The sequence below is a fragment of the Pseudoxanthomonas sp. genome, from assembly GCF_027498035.1.
Classification (GTDB): domain Bacteria; phylum Pseudomonadota; class Gammaproteobacteria; order Xanthomonadales; family Xanthomonadaceae; genus Pseudoxanthomonas_A.
Genome location: NZ_CP114978.1, coordinates 265,677 through 281,798, shown reverse-complemented (window position 1 = coordinate 281,798; position 16,122 = coordinate 265,677). Strand labels below are relative to the sequence as shown.

Genomic DNA, 16,122 nt, shown 5'->3' with positions numbered 1-16,122 from the left:
GCGCCTTGCACGCAGACGGCACCGGTTGCCTGGTGCCGGCTGCAATGTCGTCCCGAAACGGTTGCGGGACAGAACGCCCTCCAGCAACCAATTTAGCCTTCAGTGCCGCGTCACCAAAGACCAGACGCAAACACCGAAGACCAACGTCTTGCCTGGCTCAGAACTGGTAATTCAGCTTCATCCAGGTGTTCCTTGGATTGCCGTACGAGTATCCGTTGTAGCCGCCCAGTCCACTGAAGTAATGCTTGTCACCGAGATTCTCGACGTTGAGCATCGCACTCCAGTGCGGATTGAAGGTGTACCTCGACATCAGCCCCAGGATTGTCACCCCCCCTTGATAGGCGCGACCCAGGCCATAGGATTCGTCGTAATAGATGCTGCTCTGATAGCTGACGCTGCCGCCGACGGTGAGCCTGCTCCAGCTCCCCGGCAGTTGGTAACTTCCGGCGACACGCAGCATCCGGGTCGGGTAGTTAGGGTTGAGCAGGGTGTCGGTGCGGTCACGTTTGGCGTTGTAGCTGTAACCGGCCATCAGCTGCATGCCTTTGAACACTTCCCCGCTGGCCGTCAACTCGAAACCCTTGGTATTGGCTCCCTTAACTGCGCGGTAGGCCACCGTTCCGTCCTGGCTCAGGCCATCGGCAATCGGCACGTTGTCTTGCTGGGTCTTGAAGATCGCCGCACTGGTGTTCAGGCGCCCGCCCCAGTGCTCCCCCTTGATCCCGAACTCGGCGTTGTTGCCGCGTTGCGGATCAAGGATCTCGCCATTGCTGTTCTGCACCGTATTGGGCTGGAAGATGCTGGTGTAACTGGCGTAGAGCGAATAATCGTGGCTGATGTCGTAGACCAGACCCACATATGGCGTGAACACCGCATTCTCGCGGGTGGTGGCGGTCGTCACCCGGCTGCCGTTGGTGCCGTTGGTCCAGAGCCGGCGCCAGGTGTCGTTGCTGTACCAGGTCAGACGCGCGCCCACCAGCAACGACAGCGGCGTGGACAGACTCATGCGGGTGGCGGCATAGGCAGCCTGTTCCTCGGTCTGGCCGCCAAAGCGATTCAACGGGTAAGTGAAGTCCGGGCGCGTGATGGTGTCGAGCGCATGGATGTTGACCGCCTGTCGATCGAAGGCGTTGGCCACGGCGCTATCGTTGCCGTAGCGGAAATCATAGTGGTTGATGTTGAAGCCGACCGTGGCCAGGTGCTCGCGGCCGAACAGCTGGTATGGACCTGATGCATACACGTCGAATGCCGTGTTGCCACTCTCTGCCGGATTGTTGGCCACCTGGACCACGCCCAACGGACTGCTGGCATTGATGCTGGCCGGATAAAGCCACAGATCAGCACTGTAGCGCTCGCGCTCGTTGTCGCTGTAGGACGCGTCGGCCTTGACCTTCCAGCCGTTGTAGAACCGGTGTTCAAGATTGACGAAGGTGCGCCGGGTGGTCATGTTCCACGTGCTCCATGCCGCACTTGAGTTGTAGGAACGCGACAGGTGCGTCCGGCTGCCATCGGCATAGAACAGCGGACTCTGGCCGAAGTTGGCCCCGTCGATATCGGTACGCTGGTACTCAAAGCCCGCCGACAGCATCGTGTTGTCGGCGATATCGGCCTCGACGATTCCATAGAACACGTCTTCGCGACGCTGCTTTGCCTTGATGAAGCTGTCGCCGTCAGAGTGCGAGGCGACCAGGCGCGCCCGCAGGGTACCAGCCGCGTTGATCGCACCGCCGATATCGGCCTCGATGCTGTAGCGATTCCACGACCCAGCCCCGACGGAGAGGTGACCGCTGAAATCACTGGTTGGGCGCTTGCGCACCAGGTTGATCGCGCCTCCGGGCGAGCCGACCCCGTTGAGCAGGCCGGCGGGCCCGCGGATCACCTCGACCCGGTCGTAGATCGAGGTGCTGACCATGTTCGACGCCCCGGCGACCGTGTTGAACGAGAGTGTTGGCACCCCATCCACCATGGTGCTGAGGTCAAAACCACGCGACGAAAAGGAAACGCGCTCATCCAGGGTGTCGGCCACGATGCCCGGGGTCTGCCGCAACACCTCGGTCAGGGTGATCAGATGCTGGTCTTCGATCTGCTGGCGCCCGATGACACTGATTGATTGCGGTGTCTGCCGCAGTGACAGCGCCATGCGCGTAGGCGCGCCCGTGGCAGGCGTGGTGTACGAGGCGCTGCCCTCGGTGGTCGCCTCTTTCTCGCGCGTGGCGGTGACATTGATCGCCGGGAGTGCCTGCGGCTCGCGGTGCGTGGCCTCCTTCACCGGCGGTGCGTCCACCAGCACATAGCCGGCAGCGGTGGTACGGGCAGCGTAGCCAGTGCCTTGCAGCAACCGAGCAAACCCTTCGTCAATGCCGTAATCCCCGACCAAGCCTTCCGTCGAAAGCCCCTGCAGCTTGCTGGCATCAGCGGCGATGGACACCCCGGATTGCTGTGCAAAGCGATTCAATGCCGCCGCCAGAGGGCCTGCATCGATGGCATAGCCGGTGGCCTGCTGCGCATGCAACGGCACGACGGCCGCGCCCGAGAAACCCACAACCAGGGCCAGTTGGATGGCCCGCGCCAGCGCGCGACGGCAATGGGACGGCGCAGCGGCGATCAAGGAAAACTGCTTCAAGCTCATGTTCGGAACGTCCGATTCAGTGGTGTCACCTGTCATGACGCACAAGTGAGCCAGATCGGAACCTGTCTTTTTTCTGGGCATCGGCGCGGGGCTGCCGCGTATGCACCGACACCGGCGAGCTCAGTGCGAGGCAGGTGCGTCCACCCAGACCAGATAAGGGGTGAGCGTGCGCACCCTGAGCTGCGGGAAATTGCTGGCCAGCAGCTGCAGCGCCCGATCAGTATCGTCCAGCGGCAGCACTGCATTCACCCGCAACCCTGCCAACGTGTCGCGGTCATAACTGATGTGACCGGGGCGATAGCGGTCCAGTACATCCAGCACCTCGGTCAGCGGCCGGTCCTCCACTACCAGCTGGTGAAAGCGCCACGCGTCCGCAAGCCCGCGCCCGTCCAGCGCACGCAGCGGACCCAAATGGTCGGCGTCGAAGCACAGCTGCTGGTCGGCGGATACCACCTGGCCCTGGTCGCCATGTGCGGCACGCGCAGTAGCGGTCTGGACCCACACCTTGGACTCCAGCATGCTCACTTGCGTTGCATTTTTGTCGTAGGCAACGGCGAAGCGCGTACCCAACGCACGGATCGTGCCATGCCGGGTTTGCACCACGAAGGGATGCGCAGGGTCTTTTGCGACTTCCACCATGACCGCGCCCTGCAGCAGTGTCACCACGCGCTTGCCGTTCTCAAACTCGAGATCGATGGCCGTGTTGCTGGTCAAGGTCATCCGGCTACCGTCAGGCAGGCGCTGATCCTGCCACTGCCCCACCCCGGTACGCAGGTCTGCCATCAGCGATGCCGGAGGATAGCGATGCAACAGCTGCCACGCCGGCAATGCCAAAAATACCAGCACGATCAGCGCGGCACCGATCCTGCGAATCCGTGAGGCACGCCTGCGATCCACATCGAACGCTGCGTCAAGCGCGGCAAAGGCAGGTCGCGCACCATGTGACTCCTGGTGGCCAACGCTGCGCACCTGGCTGACGAACGCCTCGAAACGGACCGCTGCTGCGGCATGACGCGGATCAGCTTTCTTCCACGCTTCGAAGGCGGCGTGTCGAAGCTGGTCATCCTCGTCGTCAGCACTCAACCGGACGACCCAGTCCGCCGCTTCGGCAAGGATCGGGTCAACCTGATCGGCTTTGTCATGGCTGGACACGCGCGGACTCAGCCGGAGAGCTTGCAGTGCAACAGCGACTGCACCAGGTATTTATGCACCATCCGGGTCGAGACCCCCAGCCGCGCAGCAATGACCGTGTGTGGCTGCCCCTCCAGATAATGCAGCAGGAACGCCGTGCGCGGCTTGACCGGCACCCGTTGCAAGGCCGCGCCAATCTGCTCAAGTGCCTGCAGCGCCGCCAGGGTCTCTTCCGGCGAAGGTGCACCCGGCAGCGTCTCCACCAGCGCGGCCAGTTCCCTGAGATAAGACTGTTCGATCGCCTGGCGCCGGGCGCGATCCAGCAACAGCCGCGTGGCCGTGGTGGTCAGATAGGCCCGCGGCTCGCGCATGTCCGCCAGCGCATCGCGCGAGACGATGATCCGCACGAAGGTGTCGTGGACCAGGTCAGCGGCCTGATGCGAGCTTCCCAATCTTCGTCGGAACCAGATTTTCAGCCAATGGTGATGATCGCTGTAGAGCGCGTGCACTTGCTGCTGTTGAGCCGACTGCGCGGCCATCGTCGCTACTCCACCGGCACCGGCAGACCGGCAGCGATTTAAATGAGAATTACTCTCAATTCTAACGACACGTACTCCGAGTGGCAATTTCAACCGCACCAGCGGCGCGGCATCGCCCCGTTATCCGCCGATGTCCTGTTCCATCCGCCGGGCCGGCGCCGGCGGTGAATCACCCTCATGGAGAATCGACCTCACTGCGCCTGCTTTGAAGCAGGCCTCGAGACAACCCAGCAGCGCTCAGGACCGCGCAGCGACCGCCACGCCGCGCACCGGCAGGATCAGCAGCACCGCCACCAGCAAGGCCAGCAGCATCAGGCCGGTCGCGCCCTGCAGCGCGGCCGATGCGCCGTGCGCGATGGCGATCGCATCGACGTGGCCGGCTTCGGCCGCGGTCGCCACCGCGCTCATCACCCCAAGGCCGGTCGAAGCACCGAGCTGATGCGAGACGTTGACCACGCCCGAGGCGGCACCGGCGTCTTCCGGGCGCGTGCCCGCCATCCCCGACGCGGTCAGCGGACCGAAGCACAGCCCCTGCCTGCCCCAATCAGCACCATCGGCAGCGCAATCGCCAGCGCATACGACGCGCTGGGCCGGCCCGGCTCAGCAGGCCCAGGCCGGCCAGCGCCAGGCCAAGGCCCAGCACCATCTGCGCGCCCGGATGCAGGCCCTTGAGCAGGCGCGGTCCCTGCAGCGCGACCACGAAGTTCACCAGCGTCATCGGCAGGAAGCCCAGCCCCGCCAGCATTGCCGAATACCTCAGCACCTGCTGCATGAACTGCGTGGAGAAAAAGAAGAACGTCACCATCGCGCCCAGGAACAGGAAGCGCGCCACGCACGCGCCCAGCCGCTCGCGATGGGCGAACAGCCGCAGCGGCATGATCGGCTGTACGGCGTGCGCTTCGTGCAGGACGAACAGCACGATCACCACCAGCCCGCCGCCGATCGACGCCAGCGCGGGCGTGTCATGCCAGCCGAGCTCGCTGGCTTCGACGATCCCCCAGATCAGCGCGCCGAACCCGGCCGTGGACAGCAACGCACCCAGCAGGTCGAACTGGCCCGCGCGACGCGGCGACTCCCCGATGAAGCGCTGCGCAGCCAGCGCCAGCAGCACGCCGACCGGCAGGTTGATGAAAAAGCCCACCCGCCAAGGCCACTGATCAGCCAACAGTCCCCCCAGCACCAGGCCGACGCTCGCGCCGATCCCGGCTACGGCGCCGTAGAGCGAGGTCGCGCGACGACGTTGGGGGCCTTCGGGAAAATGAATGGTCAGCAGCGACAGCGAGGTGGGCGCCAGGATTGCCGCGCCCAGGCCCTGCGCGCCGCGCGCCAGCACCATCCACGCCGCGCCCTGCGCGATGGCCACCGCCAGCGAGGCCACGGTGAAGACCGCCAGACCGATCTGGTACATGCGACGCCGGCCGAGGATGTCACCGGCATGCTGTCACTGCGCCAGGCCTATACCTTCAGCGATTTCCACTATCGCCACGATGCGCAGTTCGGCGACAACATGCTGCCCGGCCTGCCACGTCACTATTACCAGGCCGAGTTGCGCTACGACCATCCGACCGGCTTTTACGCGGCCTTGAACACCGAGTACGCCTCGAAGATGGCCGTGGATTACGCCAACAGCTTCTGGGCCGACAGCCACCTGATCTTCGGCAGCCGTGTCGGCTACGACGCCCCGGGCGGTCGCTGGCAGACCTGGATCGAGGCACGCAACCTGACCAATCGCCATTACGCGGCGACGGTCACGCCGGGCTACGACGATGCCGGACAGGACGTAGCGCGTTCGACCCCGGGCGAAGGCTTCGGGGTGTACGCAGGAGTGAGCTGGCGCTTCCAGTAAGCGCGGCCATCGCACGGCGGCGCGACACGCTGGGTTGCCAGCGGCGCGCCGTCAACGGATGACCAGGGAACTACGCCGCGACCGTGCGAACCGAATGTCGCCGGCGCGCGCCGCTGCAACCACCGACCCGGATCAATACGTCCCCTGCACCAGCAGCTTGCCGTCGTCGGTGGGCGTGAGCACGATCGCGTACTGTTCGCGGTCCTTGTCGTAGCCGGCCGAGCAGACCGCCTGCCAGCCTTCGCCGCAGTCCACTTCGGGGTTTCCGGCAATCGCCGGCGCACCTTCGTGGTCCGGCGCTGCAGCTTTCCACCCGGCACCGAGCAGCAGCGCCTTCGCCTTGGCGTACGGCATTCCGACCTTGATCCCGAGCGTGGTCCATGCCGCGGGCAGCGCGTCTTCGTCGGTTGCGTGCGCGACATTGGTTGCGGCACATGCCAGCAACAACGACAGGGTCAGCACGGTCAGGCGCTTCATGCGAAATCCTTGAAACAAAAAACGGGCGCGCATTATCCGCAACCGTCCGCAGGCATGACAACGCGCCACCACCGGGCGCGGCGATCAGTCAATGGAACGTTTCGACGCGCGTGCATCGATGCGCCTGGCAAGGCGCCCCGTCAGGAGTTCGCGCAGCAACCAGCCCGGGATACCCAAGGCAATGACACAGTGGAAGGCGATACTCGTACTGAAGGCCACCGGCGACTGCGCAAACTGGACCAGATGGCTGTCGTGCCGCTGCAATGTCCAGATCTGGTGTGTCTGTACGGCCTGGATCAACGCATGCCAGGAAAAGGCAGCCAGTGCAGCGATCAGCAGGCATCCCAGCAACGCCCCGATCCAACGTGAAACGCCATCCACGGCCGGAAAGCGGTTCGACACGCTGCCTGCCCAGCCGCCGATGGCAAAGCCAAACGCGGCAAGCAGGGCCCCGCCCACGCCAAACAACATGACGAAGCCGATGAAGAACCAGGCGAACGCCGGCAACTCCCCGGCCAGTGGCGCGAACGCCACCAGCGTGACCGGCAGCAGCAACAACCCGCCAGCCCATTTGAGGCAATAGCGCGCGTAACGGAATCGATACGCGGACAGCGTTTCATCGTGGCGCTTGATCGGTCCCATGGCGTCCTTTCCCGAGTGGAGTGTCGACAACTCCGGGCGGCGTCCTTGCCCGGTTCGAAACATCATGCAGGCAGCATGTCCTTCATTGCCACTGCAGCGGTGTCTGGACACCGCTGCGATGGCAGTCCTGCCCCGAACGTCACTTCCGTTGCGAGCCCTTCTTCGTTTCCGCCTTCGGCGGCTTCACGTAGGTATCGAACCAGTCGAGCATGTCGTGGACCACCTGCTCGTTGGATTCCAGCGCGGTGTACCAGTGCGGCTCGTGCGGCAGCATCACCAGCTTGGTGGTCCCACCGTTGCCGCGGATGGCCTGGTAGAGCTTGAGCGACTGGATCGGCTCGGTGCCCGGATTGGCGTCGTCCTCACCGTGCACCAGCAGCAGCGGATGCTTGATCGTATCGGCGTAGAAGAACGGCGACGCCTTGATGTAGACATCGCGCGCCTGCCAGACCGAGCGACGTTCATTCTGGAAACCGAAGGGAGTGAGCGTCTTGTTGTACGAACCACTGGTGGCCACGCCGGCCCTGAACAGATCGGTGTGGGTGACCAGGTTGGCGGTCATCAGCGCGCCATGGCTGTGGCCGGTCACGCCGATGCGATCACGGTCCACCACGCCCATCTCCACGGCCTTGTCCACCGCGGCCTTGGCATCGGCGGTCAGCTGTTCCAGGTAGGTGTCGTAGGCGGTCTTGGGATCGCCGACGATGGGGAAGCTGGCGTTGTCGATGATCGCGTAGCCGGCCAGCAGCATCAGCCGGTAGTACGGCAGGCGGGTGAAGGTGTTCTGGCTGCCGCTGACCTGCCCGGCCTGCTCGCTGGAGGCGAAATCGGCCGGATACGCGTACAGCACGGCCGGCAGCGGCTTGTCCTTGCCAGCCACATAGCCCGGCGGCGTGTACAGCGTGAACGACAGGTCCAGCCCATCGGCACGCTTGTAGGTCACCAGCTGTTTCTTGATCTGGCGCACTTCCGGCGTCGGGTCCGGGACGTGGGTCAGCTGGTTGCCGGTGGTGGTGTAGGCCGCCTCACCTTCGGCAACATCGGCCAGCGGCGCGCCCAGCGTGCGCACGAAGGCGTTGGGCGGGTCGATCAGTGACTGGTGCCAGCTGAGGAACTGGCCCGGCTGCGCGGTGAAGGCGAACGCCACGTCGTAGTCGTCGGTGCCGCTGCGGAACAGGCGCTGGGTTGCCAGCGTGGCCAGGTCCAGCTTGTCCAGGAAGGGACGATCACCCTGTTTCGATGCGCCCTGCCCGCGCAGGAACAGGCTGTCGCCTTCCATCCGCGCCACCACCGCGCCGTTGGGCAGGCGCGTGTAGACGAAGCTGCCCGGGTCCTTGTACAGCTCGTCGCTGGACATGTCCCACAGCAGCCGGCCCTGATCGCCAGTCTTGTCCACATCGACGATGCGCGTGGTCTGCCAGTGGCGGTTCTCGTCGATCTCGTACTGGAAGGCCACGTCAGGCTTTGCCGTCCACACGTAGCCGGCGAAGCGCTGTTTGGTACGGGTGACCTCGGCCGGCTTGCCGGTGAACGGCGCCTTCCAGGTCATCACCTTGTCGCGCGCGGGCACTTCGACGTTCCAGTCGCCCTTGTCCAGCGCTTCGGCCCAGACCAGGGTGGCCGGATCGGTCGCACGCCAATCGAATTCGCGCGCACCCTCGGGCACGCCGTGCACCGGCACGCGGTCGGCCAGCGGCAGGCTGGCGATGGCCAGCGACTTGCCGGTCTCCACATCGAGCACGGCCACGTCGTTGGCGAAGCGTTCGTAGGTCACCGCGTGCGAATACGGCGGCTTGATCGCCTCGGCAAGGACATGCCTGCCATCGGGCGCGCCGTTGATGCTGTTGTAGATGGCCGGTGCGCCAACATTGCGCACGCTGCCGGCAGCGGCATCCACCACGGCCAGCTGCGAGGTGCCGTAATAGACGAAGCGGGCCTCGTCCAGCGCACTCTTCAGCGTGTCGCGCGCCTCATAGGTGCTGCTCTCGCCCTGCCCGCCCAGCGACTGCTGCACATCGGGGCCGATCTGCGTCGGCGTTTCGCTTGGTGCCGCGCCCTGGCCATCGGGCACCTTCTTCACCAACAGGGTCTTGCTGCCGTCCAGCCACTGCACGGCGCTGTTGAAGATCGGGTTCAACGCCACGCCGGGCACCTTGTGCACCTGGCCGCTGGCCGCATCGCCCAGCCACAGTTCCACCGAGGTCGGCGTGACGTTCTGGAACGCGAAGCGCGTGCCATCGGGCGACCACGATGCCGGCCCCGGGCAGGCGCCTTCGGGCAACGGCACTTTCGTTTCCTTGCCGCTGGCGATATCCACGACGGTGAAATCAGCTACGCAGGCAGGAATGCCGTAACCGGCAGGCGTGTCGTGACGACTGCGATTGGCCGGCTCCAGGCGCACGCCGGCCAGCTTGTAGTACGGCCGCGCCACGCGCTCGATTGACGGATAGGTCTGCGAAGTCGTCAGCAGCAGGCGCTTGCCGGTCGGGTCGGCACTGGGCACCGGCGGTGGCGGCGCCTTGAGCACCTTCAACAGGTGCTCCGGCGGCACGTCGTAACCGGCATAGGCGGGCGCGACGCCCAGCAGCGAGGTGGCGGCCACGGCTAGCGCCGCGGACCAGGCATTCCGTCGTAAAAGCATCGTGCGTATCCCTCTGGGCGGTGATGTGCTGCAGCGATGGCCCCACCATCGCCGTGCCGGGCGACTCTAGCATCGGCGTCTTCGGCGGCACTGGGCCATTGGTCAGGGCTGCACGCGTCCGGGCATGACCCGCGTTGCCGGCATCAGCTAGGCTTGCCGCCCATGTCCGCCGATATCCACCACTTGAAGACGGTCCAGGCCACCCGTTACGTCACCCCGTTGCGCGAAGGCGGCTCGCTGCCCGCCGTAGTGGAAGCCGACGACGACGGACTGTATGTCCTGAAATTCCGCGGCGCCGGGCAAGGCCCCAAGGCCCTGGTCGCCGAACTGGTCGCCGGTGAGCTGGCCCGGGCCCTGGAACTGCCGATGCCGGAACTGGTCCTGGTCGAGCTGGACAGTGAATTCGCGCGGACCGAACCCGACCCGGAAATCCAGGACCTGATCCGCGCCAGCGAAGGACTCAACTTGGGGATCGACTACCTGCCCGGCGCGCTCAATTACGATCCCGCGGCCATGCCGGTCGATGCCGAACTGGCCTCACGCATCGTCTGGTTCGATGCCTTCGTCAGCAATGTCGACCGCACCGCACGCAACCCGAACCTGATGGTCTGGCACCGCAAGCCGTGGCTGATCGACCATGGCGCGGCGCTGTACTTCCACCACGACTGGGATAGCGCCGGTACGGCCTGCGAGCGGCCGTTCGTGTTGATCCGCGACCATGTGCTGCTGCCGTTCGCCACGCGTATTGGCGAGGTGGATGCGGCGATGGCCGCTGCGCTGACCGATGCGTTGATCGAGCGGATCGTCGCGGCCATTCCCGATGGCTGGCTGCAGGATGAAACCGCGTTCGCCGATGGGCCTGCCCATCGCAAGGCTTACGTCGATTACCTCAAGCGGCGACGCGATGCGCGCGCCGGGTTCGTGCAGGAGGCCATCCGTGCCCACGCTGCACACGTATGACTACGCCATCATCCGCGTGGTGCCGCGGGTGGAGCGCGAGGAATTCATCAACGTCGGGGTGATCGTGTCCTGTCCCGGCGCCCGTCACCTGCGGGCCGCGATCGAGATCGACGAAACCCGCCTGCACGCGTTCGCGCCAACGTTGGACCTGGCCGCCGTGCAGCCGTGGCTGGAGGCCATCGTGGCGATCTGCCGCGGCGATGCCGGCGCCGGCCCGATCGCGCAGCTGCCACCGCGTGCCCGCTTCCACTTCCTCACGGCCAAGCGCAGCGCCGTGGTCCAGGTGTCGCCAACCCACGTGGGCCGCACCGGCCATCCCGAGGGCATCGTTGAGCACCTGCTGGAACGCATGGTCCGCGTTCCGCGTTGAAACCGCCCGCGTTCCTGACCAAAGACTGACATGACCGTCAGCGCGGTGCAGCGCAACGTGACCACCACCACCGGCCATGCTCAGATGCGCAGCTCCCCGCACACGGAGCCATCCATGGCCCAGACCACCACGGCCTTCGAGCAGGCCACCCAGGACATCCAGACGCTCGCAGAGCGGCCGGACAACGACACGCTGCTGCAGCTCTATGCGCTGTACAAGCAGGGTTCGGAAGGCGATGTGCAGGGCAACAAGCCAGGCTTCTTCGATTTCGTCGGCACCGCCAAATACGAATCCTGGGAACGCCTGCGTGGGCTCACGCGGGAAGCTGCGCAGAAGAAATACGTCACCCTGGTCCGGCAGCTGTTGCCGTAAACACCCCGTGTTGAACAGGAAAGCCGGGCAATGCCCGGCTTCCATGTGTCATCCCGCTGCGTGATTGCAACCGCTGCGCTGCCCGCTCAAGCCTGCGGCAGGTCGAACACCAGCACCTCGGCATGACGCCCGGTCTCCAGCCTCACTGACGGCTCGTCCTGCAGCAGCAGCGCGTCGCCGGCTTTCAGCGCATGGCCGTTGGCCACCACCGCGCCACGGGCGACATGCACATAGCCGAGCCGGCCCGATGCCAGTGGCAGCGCGGCCTGTTCGTCGCCCTCCAGCAAGCCGGCATAGAGGCGCGCGTCCTGGCGGATGCTGACAGAGCCCTGCGCGCCATCGCCACTGACCACCAGGCGCAGCTTTCCGCGCTTCTCCGCGTCGGGGAAGTGCTTCTGCGAATAGGACGGCGGCGCGCCCTGCTGGTCGGGCGCGATCCAGATCTGCAGGAAGTGCGCCGCACCGCTGGTGTCGGGATTGGCTTCGGACTGCTGCACGCCCTTGCCCGCACTCATGCGCTGCACATCGCCCGGTTCGATGCTGGACGCGGTCCCCAGCGAATCGCGATGGCCCAGCGCACCCTCCAACACGTAACTGATGATTTCCATGTCCTGCTGGTACTGCGTCTCCAGGCCGCGACCAGGCGCAACGCGGTCTTCATTGATCACACGCAACGGTCCCCAGTGCGTATGCGCCGGGTCCTGGTACCCGCCAAAGGAAAAACTGTGGCGCGAATCGAACCAGCCCTCATCGGCATGGCCGCGATCGCGCGAGGGACGCACGGTCACCATCGTCATGACTCCACTGAAAAGTAATGCCGGGCCGCGGCTGAGGCCGCGACCGTCCTACAAGCGCACGCCCACCAGCAGCATGCTTTCGCCCAGGTTCGGGCCGCCGCCGATGCGGCCGTTGGAGATGTGCCGCAGCTGCAGCTGCAGGCGCGACCCATGCCATCCCAGGCTGCTGACGAACTGGAAGTGGCTGCTGAGCCCCGGCGTGATGCGATCCACCGCACCGGCCTGCAGCGCAAGGAACCAGCCGCTATCGCGCAGCGAGAACGCCGCGCCACCCGAGCCGATCCACACGTTGCGATCCGAACCCGGCCGCCACGTCGCCTCGTGCCCGGCAATGGCGGTCAACGCCGCCACCGGCCGCCACTGCAGGCGGCCGCTGCCGAGCTCGTACGGCTTGCCCCACACATCTAACGCCGCAGCCGGCGTCCAGTCATGCTGATCGACACTGGTGCCTGCGCTGACCGTCCACGTCGCCGCCTGCGACGGTGCGCTGCAAACCGTCAGCAGCAACGCCGCGATCCACGCCCCGCCCCGCCTCACCAAGGCAGCGTGTTACCCAGGTGGGTGAAGCTGCCGGTCGGGCCATCAGCGCCGAGCAAGGCCATCTCCACGCTGCTCCGGGCGCCAGTCGGCACATCAATCTCGCCGGCGCCCTTGTTCATCTCAGTTTTGACGTAGCCCGGATGAATCGCGTTGACCTTGATCGGGGTGTCGCGCAGCTCGTAGGCCAGGTGCACGGTCCAGGCATTCACCGCGCTCTTGGACACGTTGTAGGCCGGAATCTTGAAGTGGTAGATCGACGAGGACGGATCCACATGCAGGCCGAACGATCCCAGCTGGCTGGACACGTTGACGATGCGCGCGGCCGGCGCAGCCTTGAGCAACGGCAGCAACGCCTGGGTCAGTTCGACCACGGCAAACACATTGGTGTCGAAGGTGGTGCGCCAGGTGTCCAGCGTCTGCTGCGAGGGCGCCTTGCCCATTTCATCGACCAGGATGCCGGCGTTGTTCACCAGGATGTCCAGCTTGCCGTAACGGGACTGGATGGATTCGACCGCTGCGGCGATGCTGGCGCTGTCGGTCACGTCCAGGGTGATCGGCTCGACCGGCAGGCCTTCATCCTGCAGCGTCTTGGCGGCGGCCGTGGTGCGGCTGGCATCACGCCCGGCCAGCAAGGTGCGGATGCCGGCCTGGGCCAGCTGGCGCACGGTCTCGGTGCCGATGCCACGGGTGGCGCCGGTGACCAGCGCGATCTTTTCGGAAGTCGTCATGGGGTGTCTCACTTGCCAGGGGGGAAGCAGATTGCCGCGACATGGGCGTGGTGGCCACCGGTCTGTCCTCCAGACCGATGGCCACGCGGGCGCCACGTTCGCACGTGCGGGCGACAGGGTCCGTCAAGACCGCCCATCCATGCACGTTGGACATTGGATCAGTTCGTTTCCTCCATGGCGACAGCGCGACCGGCAGGTGCCTGCAGCGGCGGTGGCGGCAGGCTTTCGGCGGCGATGTAGTTGGGCCAGCCACCTGCCAGTGCGGCATACAGCTGGACCGTCGCCACCGCACTGCGGACACGCGCCTGGGTCGCGGCATCCTGGCTGTCCAGGCGGGCGCGCTCGGCGTCCAGCAGGTCCAGGGTGTCGATGGCACCGTTGTCCAGGCGCAGCCGCGCGACCTGTGCCGCACGCGCCCCGGCCTGCGCGGCCTGGTCCAGGTGCTGGGCTTCCTTGCGGCTGCGGTCCACCCGAACCAGCGCGTTCTCGGTGTCTTCCAGCGCACGCAGCACGGTCTGCTGGTAGCTGGCCAGGTTCTCGGCGGTCTCGGCGTTGGCCGCGGCGATGCGCGCCCTCACCCGGCCGACATTGAGAAACGAGCCATCCATGCCCAGCGACAGCACGCGCGTTTCCGCATCACGCGCAAACAGCGCGCTGCTGGCGATGGCCTGGGTGCCGAACAGCGCGCCCAGGGTGAAGCGCGGGAACAGGTCCGCCGTGGCCACGCCCACACGCGCGGTCGCCGCGGCCACGCGCCGCTCGGCCGCCGCGACATCGGGACGACGACGCAGCAGGTCCGAGGGCGTGCCCGGTGCCGGGGCGGCCGGCAGGGTCGGCATCGGCCCGGCGGTCATCAGCTCGGCCGCCATCGATTCGGGCGTGGCACCGACCAGCACTGCGATCCGGTTGGCGGCCACGACTTCAGCCGCTTCCAATGCCGGGATGCGCGATTGGGTGGTTTCCAGCTGGGTGCGGCCGCGGTCCACGTCGAACGAATCGCCGAAGCCGGCCTGCGCGCGCGTGTCGAGCAGCTTGAGCGTGCGTTCCTGGGTGCTGGCATTCTCGCGGGCGATCTCCAGCTGCGACTGGATGCCACGCAGCTGGAACCAGCCTCTCGGCCACGCTGGAGGCAATCGCCACCTGCATCGCCGCCAGGTCCGCCGCCGCCGCCTGCGCGTCGGCATGGCCGGCTTCGCTGGCGCGACGCAGGCGTCCGAAGAAGTCCAGTTCCCACACTGCGCCAATGCCACCGGAGTACGGACGCGTATCGCGCTCGCTGCGGCTGTAACCCGGCAGCTGGTCGGCACTGCTGCGCACGTTCTGTGCGTCGGCCGTGGCCTCGAAGGTCGGCAGGCGCGCGTACTGGGCGTCACGCAACAACGCGTTGGACGCGTCGTAACGGGCCAGTGCGATGCGCACGTCGTGGTTTTCCAGCAGCGCGCGTTCCACCAAAGCCGACAGCTTGGGGTCGTCGAAGCTGCGCCAGAACTCCGCATCGCCCGCGGCGCTCACCGGCGCATCGGCCTGTGCCACCTGCGGGGCCTGCACGAAGGCATCGGCCTGCGGTGCGTTGGGCCGCACGTAATCCGGCCCCACCGTGCACGCGGCCAGCAGCGCCGAGGCGACGCCGATTCCCAAAATATTCCTCACCATGGCAGCACCTGTCCCAGATAGGAGAAGCTTCCGTTCGGCCCGTCGGCGTCGATCAGCGCCATCTGCACGCTGGTCCTGGCGCCTTCGTCCACTTCGATCTCGCCGCGCTGCTCGCCACCGCTGTTGTTCATGTCGGTTTTGACGTAGCCGGGATGGATCGTGTTGACCTTCACTGCCGTGTCGCGCAGTTCGTAGGCCAGCTGCACGGTCCACGCATTCACCGCGCTCTTGGACACGTTGTAGGCCGGGATCTTGAAGTCATAGATGAAGGACGCCGGGTCGGCATGCAGGCTGATCGAGCCCAGGGCACTGGACACGTTCACGATGCGCCCGGCCGGCGAGGCCTTGAGCAGCGGCAGGAACGCCTTGGTCACTTCGATCACGGCGAACACGTTGGTATCGAACGTCGTACGCCATGTCTCAAGGGTCTGCTCGGATGGCTTCTTGGCCAGGTCGTCGACGACGATGCCGGCGTTGTTGACCAGGATGTCCAGGCGGCCGTAGCGCTCGCGCACGGTGCCGACGGCGGCGGCGATGCTCACATCGTCGAGCACATCGAGCTGGATGGCCTCCACCGGCAGGCCTTCGGCCTGCAGCTTCAGCGCCGCGGCGACGGCGGTTTCACGCTTGCGGCCGGCCAGCAGCGTGTGCACGCCGGCCTGGGCCAGCTGGCGCACGGTCTCGGCGCCGATGCCACGGGTGGCGCCGGTGACCAGCGCGATCTTCTGGGTGTTGGTGTTCATTGGGTATCTCCGTTGGGAAGATGGGCTGGGCACGTGGCCCAGCACGGGAAGCAA

General features: G+C 66.0%; 16 protein-coding genes and 2 pseudogenes. 4 read left to right on the top strand and 14 right to left on the bottom strand.

Features of this window, described 5'->3' with window-relative positions:
- Positions 1–157: 157 nt before the first annotated feature.
- From O8I58_RS01335 to O8I58_RS01315, 5 genes are all read right to left on the bottom strand, one after another.
- Positions 158–2,629, bottom strand: a complete 2,472-nt coding sequence (locus O8I58_RS01335; RefSeq protein WP_298320011.1) for a TonB-dependent siderophore receptor — start codon at positions 2,627–2,629, stop codon at positions 158–160.
- A 120-nt stretch (positions 2,630–2,749) separates the two neighbouring features.
- Entirely contained in the window at positions 2,750–3,781 is a 1,032-nt protein-coding gene (locus O8I58_RS01330; protein WP_298320009.1) for a FecR family protein, read from the bottom strand.
- Positions 3,782–3,789: 8 nt separating this feature from the next.
- Positions 3,790–4,299, bottom strand: coding sequence for a sigma-70 family RNA polymerase sigma factor (locus O8I58_RS01325; RefSeq protein ID WP_298320007.1), 510 nt, complete (start codon positions 4,297–4,299; stop codon positions 3,790–3,792).
- 237 nt (positions 4,300–4,536) lie between these two features.
- Positions 4,537–4,797, bottom strand: a complete 261-nt coding sequence (locus tag O8I58_RS01320) for a hypothetical protein (RefSeq protein ID WP_298320005.1) — start codon at positions 4,795–4,797, stop codon at positions 4,537–4,539.
- Between the two features lie 46 nt (positions 4,798–4,843).
- The gene (locus tag O8I58_RS01315) at positions 4,844–5,707 is read right to left on the bottom strand and encodes an MFS transporter (protein WP_298320004.1); all 864 of its coding nucleotides are present in this window, start codon (positions 5,705–5,707) and stop codon (positions 4,844–4,846) included.
- 24 nt (positions 5,708–5,731) lie between these two features.
- Here O8I58_RS01315 and O8I58_RS01310 point away from each other — a divergent pair.
- Positions 5,732–6,145: pseudogene (locus O8I58_RS01310) on the top strand (TonB-dependent receptor); the annotation flags it as partial.
- 132 nt (positions 6,146–6,277) lie between these two features.
- Here O8I58_RS01310 and O8I58_RS01305 read toward each other — a convergent pair.
- From O8I58_RS01305 to O8I58_RS01295, 3 genes are all read right to left on the bottom strand, one after another.
- Positions 6,278–6,622, bottom strand: coding sequence for a hypothetical protein (locus O8I58_RS01305; RefSeq protein WP_298320002.1), 345 nt, complete (start codon positions 6,620–6,622; stop codon positions 6,278–6,280).
- Between the two features lie 84 nt (positions 6,623–6,706).
- On the bottom strand, positions 6,707–7,264 hold the full coding sequence (locus O8I58_RS01300) for a hypothetical protein (RefSeq protein ID WP_298320000.1): 558 nt from the start codon (positions 7,262–7,264) through the stop codon (positions 6,707–6,709).
- 139 nt (positions 7,265–7,403) lie between these two features.
- Complete coding sequence (locus O8I58_RS01295) at positions 7,404–9,905, bottom strand: S9 family peptidase (protein ID WP_298319999.1); 2,502 nt, start codon at positions 9,903–9,905, stop codon at positions 7,404–7,406.
- Between the two features lie 183 nt (positions 9,906–10,088).
- Here O8I58_RS01295 and O8I58_RS01290 point away from each other — a divergent pair, with 183 nt between their 5' ends.
- The 3 genes from O8I58_RS01290 (at position 10,089) to O8I58_RS01280 (ending at position 11,607) form a co-directional block, all read left to right on the top strand.
- Positions 10,089–10,865 carry a HipA family kinase gene (locus tag O8I58_RS01290; RefSeq protein WP_345781336.1) on the top strand — a complete coding sequence of 259 codons (777 nt, stop codon included), beginning with the start codon at positions 10,089–10,091 and terminating at the stop codon, positions 10,863–10,865.
- Complete coding sequence (locus O8I58_RS01285; protein ID WP_298319996.1) at positions 10,843–11,235, top strand: DUF3037 domain-containing protein; 393 nt, start codon at positions 10,843–10,845, stop codon at positions 11,233–11,235. The genes O8I58_RS01290 and O8I58_RS01285 overlap by 23 nt, the downstream gene beginning before the upstream one ends.
- 114 nt (positions 11,236–11,349) lie before the next feature.
- Positions 11,350–11,607 (top strand): acyl-CoA-binding protein, encoded by a 258-nt coding sequence (locus O8I58_RS01280; RefSeq protein WP_298319994.1) that lies wholly within the window; start codon positions 11,350–11,352, stop codon positions 11,605–11,607.
- A gap of 86 nt (positions 11,608–11,693) precedes the next feature.
- Here O8I58_RS01280 and O8I58_RS01275 read toward each other — a convergent pair whose 3' ends face one another.
- The 6 genes and pseudogenes from O8I58_RS01275 to O8I58_RS01250 all read right to left on the bottom strand — a co-directional run bounded on the left by O8I58_RS01275 (position 11,694) and on the right by O8I58_RS01250 (position 16,068).
- Positions 11,694–12,398: a pirin family protein gene (locus O8I58_RS01275; RefSeq protein WP_298322617.1), complete on the bottom strand. Its 705-nt coding sequence runs from the start codon at positions 12,396–12,398 to the stop codon at positions 11,694–11,696.
- Between the two features lie 54 nt (positions 12,399–12,452).
- The gene (locus O8I58_RS01270) at positions 12,453–12,911 is read right to left on the bottom strand and encodes a hypothetical protein (RefSeq protein WP_298319992.1); all 459 of its coding nucleotides are present in this window, start codon (positions 12,909–12,911) and stop codon (positions 12,453–12,455) included.
- 26 nt (positions 12,912–12,937) lie between these two features.
- A complete protein-coding gene (locus O8I58_RS01265) occupies positions 12,938–13,672 on the bottom strand; it encodes an SDR family oxidoreductase (RefSeq protein ID WP_298319990.1) in 735 nt (244 codons plus the stop codon).
- Between the two features lie 158 nt (positions 13,673–13,830).
- Positions 13,831–14,805, bottom strand: a complete 975-nt coding sequence (locus tag O8I58_RS01260; protein WP_298319987.1) for a TolC family protein — start codon at positions 14,803–14,805, stop codon at positions 13,831–13,833.
- Positions 14,806–14,842: 37 nt separating this feature from the next.
- A pseudogene (locus tag O8I58_RS01255) lies at positions 14,843–15,325 on the bottom strand (TolC family protein); the annotation flags it as partial.
- Entirely contained in the window at positions 15,319–16,068 is a 750-nt protein-coding gene (locus O8I58_RS01250; RefSeq protein ID WP_298319986.1) for an SDR family oxidoreductase, read from the bottom strand. The gene O8I58_RS01250 and the pseudogene O8I58_RS01255, both read right to left, overlap by 7 nt.
- Between the last annotated feature and the right edge of the window lie 54 nt (positions 16,069–16,122).